Source organism: Candidatus Infernicultor aquiphilus (assembly GCF_002784285.1).
Taxonomy (GTDB): domain Bacteria; phylum Atribacterota; class Phoenicimicrobiia; order Phoenicimicrobiales; family Phoenicimicrobiaceae; genus Infernicultor; species Infernicultor aquiphilus.
Map to the genome: position 1 here is coordinate 1 of NZ_PFKO01000366.1, position 3,041 is coordinate 3,041.

Annotated in this window: 3 protein-coding genes; 2 read left to right on the forward strand and 1 reads right to left on the reverse strand. The window is 32.5% G+C overall.

Annotation, left to right across the window (positions count from 1 at the left end):
- Positions 1–519: hypothetical protein (locus COZ07_RS10280; RefSeq protein WP_406608474.1), on the forward strand; the 519-nt coding region annotated here is incomplete at its 5' end.
- A gap of 45 nt (positions 520–564) precedes the next feature.
- Positions 565–1,989 carry a radical SAM protein gene (locus COZ07_RS10285; RefSeq protein ID WP_406608475.1) on the forward strand — a complete coding sequence of 475 codons (1,425 nt, stop codon included), beginning with the start codon at positions 565–567 and terminating at the stop codon, positions 1,987–1,989.
- A 4-nt stretch (positions 1,990–1,993) separates the two neighbouring features.
- Here the strand turns inward: COZ07_RS10285 and COZ07_RS10290 are convergent, their stop codons facing one another.
- Positions 1,994–2,851, reverse strand: a complete 858-nt coding sequence (locus tag COZ07_RS10290) for a DMT family transporter (RefSeq protein WP_406608476.1) — start codon at positions 2,849–2,851, stop codon at positions 1,994–1,996.
- Positions 2,852–3,041 lie beyond the last annotated feature (190 nt).

Consider the following 3,041-nt stretch of genomic DNA (forward strand, 5'->3'; position numbering starts at 1 on the left):
ACCGAAAAGGGATATGCCATATCTACTCTTCTAATAAAAAGAAGGCTCCCAACAAAGATGGCTGAGTTAAATAAATTAAAAGAAGAGATTACTCAAAAATATGACGAACTTAAAGAAAAGTTTAATATAAAAGATCTTCTTAGAGATTTCTTACCAACCAAGTCTCCTCTTATTTTCTGTGCTTGTTTATTGCTAATTTTAATACTTCTTATTAAAAAAATAGCCCAGAGTGTTGCAGAAATGCAATTATTAAGTCAAATTTTACCTTCTAATGTATCTAATGCTTATGCTGAATTAGCTCTTACGGTCTTTGCCGGAATATGTTTAGGAGTACTGGCCAAATATATTAATAAAATTCCTAAATCTGCAACCATACAAAATAATAACCTGGATGAATATTTAAATTATATTCAAACTTATAATCAATATATCTCGCAGATGGATAAAAAAGAAAAAAGATCCTTATTAAATTTCTTAAAAGATATTTTAGATGAAATAAATATAAAAAATAAAAAGTAAATTTTTCAAATAATTTTAATAATTTTATTATAGGAGGAAAAGATTATGGATTATATTGAGAAATTTAAAAATTACACTACTAAACAAACTATAAATCTTATCATAAAAGCCTTAGTTAATACTTCTGATAATAATCTGATTCGACTAACTTATGCCGCAGAAAAAATTGCCCCGAAGTTCAAACCTAAAATAGGCAGGGTTAGAAAATTATTCGAAGACAAGGCTCCAGCCTATCGGTTAGCAAAAAAAGTATTAAAAGAAATCTACCCTAATGTTCGTGACAAGATGGTATTAAATTTTATGATTAACTATATTTTAATGGGTCCAAAAAATAGAGAGGATTTTCAAAAAAAAGAAGGCATCCCCTGTCCTGCTACTATAGTTATCAGCCCTACCATGAGATGTAATCTTAGGTGTACGGGGTGTTATGCCGGAGATTATTCTAAAAAAGATGACCTCCCCCTTGAATATGTAGATAAAGTTATAACTGAAGCTAAAGGAATGGGAACTTGTTTTTTTGTTATCTCTGGCGGTGAACCTTTTATAAGAGATGATATGTTAGATATCTATAAAAAACATCACGATGTCACTTTTATGATTTATACTAATGGAACCTTTATAGATAGAGATATGGCTTTTAAATTACAGGAATTAGGTAATGTTGCCCCAGCTATAAGTATAGAAGGGCTTAAAGAAGAAACCGATAATCGACGAGGCAAAGGAGTATGGGAAAAAATAATGCAGAGTATGGATAACTGTAAGGAAGCCAGACTAATTTATGGCTTCTCTGCTACTCCTACCAGATATAATACCGAAATTATCTATAGTGATGAACTTATGAAATTATTAGTAGAAGAAAAGGGTTGTATGTTTGGTTGGTACTTTACTTATATCCCTATCGGCAGAAATCCTGACGTAAACCTAATGCAAACTCCAGAACAAAGATTATATGGTTGGAGGAGGGTCAATTACCTAAGAAGTACCTATCCGGTCTTTATTGGAGATTTCTGGAATGACGGGATGCATGTAGGAGGATGTATTGCCGGAGGTCGCCAATCCGGATATTTACATGTAAACGTAAAAGGAGATTACGAACCCTGTGTCTTTACCCACTGTGCTACTCATAATGTAAGGAATGCCTCTTTAAAAGAGGCCTTAGCTTCTCCCTTATTTAAAGCTATAAGAGCAAGACAACCTTATTCCGAAAACTTAATGTTACCTTGTATGATTATTGACAACCCAAAGGTACTAAGAGAGGTGGTTAAAGAATCTAACGCTTATCCCACTCATGGTAATGCTCAAACAGTAATAACTGAATATGCAGATTATTTAGATAAATACGCTAAAGAATACGGTGAACTTTCTAAACCTTTCTGGAAAAAAGTATATGTAAGAAAAGAAGGTATGCCTAAAACCATTCCTGAAAAACTTGAAGATATAAAAATATTGCTAGAAGAAATAAAAAAGTAAAAAATTATATCTTTTTTTCTCTTTGAGATATAATCATACCAAAAATTATCAACAATCCTCCTATCCAGGCGATAAGGCCTACCTTCTCTCCCAAGAGAAGGTAGGCAAAGATTGCCCCAAATATAGGTTCCCCGGAAAATATAATCGCTGTCTTGGTAGCGGTAGAATATCTTTGGAATTTATTTTGCATATAAAAAGCCAGAGCAGTAGCAAATATTCCGGTTAATATAATAGACCACCACACACCAGAAGGGTAATATAAATGAATCCCCGGCCTTTCAAAAAATAGAGCCATTAAAAAAGATAATACAAATGCTGTAGTCAATTGAACCATTACCAATAAAACATAATCCACCTTCCTGGCGTATAAACCAACTGATATTATGTGCATTGCGAAAGATACTGCACACAATAAAACTAAAAAATCACCAAAATTAAAAATAAAGCTACTATTATAATTAAGAAACCATAATCCAATAACCGCCAAAATTACTCCTATAATAGAGTTTTTGGAAATTTTTTCTCTTATAAAAAAATGAGAAATAATAGGAACTAAAATTACAGACAATCCGGTAATAAACCCAGCTTTAGTAGCAGTAGTATACTTTAAACCTACGGTTTGAAAAGTAAAGCCCAGAAAGAGAAAAATTCCGATCAAGAATCCTTTCCCGAGAATTATCTTGTCAATATTTTTTAGCCTTTTCCAAAATATTAGGCCTAAAATAAAAGCGGCCCAAAAGAAGCGGTAAGCTAAAAAGGTAAAAGGCATAATCTGGTCAAGGATACCTTTTATTATGGCAAATGTAGAACCCCAAATAACTACTATCCCTAATAAATAAATTTCTGCTTGAATACCTTTCATAGATACTTGTTCTCTTTCCTTTTAATAATTTTTATATATCTTTCTGGAACCAGCCATTTTCTAATCCCTCTTCCTTAAAAGCCTGTAACGCTTCCCGATATTCTTCTCTATTTATCTTTCGAGAGAGGAGAGGAAATTGGCTGGCTTGATAGGCTGGAAAATATTGAGCCATTAAGCTGATATAAGTATG

Excerpts from the sequence above, each read along its gene's own strand:
- COZ07_RS10285 (WP_406608475.1), top strand. The coding sequence starts at position 565 with ATGGATTATATTGAGAAATTTAAAAATTACACTACTAAACAAACTATA.
- COZ07_RS10290 (WP_406608476.1), bottom strand. The coding sequence starts at position 2,851 with ATGAAAGGTATTCAAGCAGAAATTTATTTATTAGGGATAGTAGTTATT.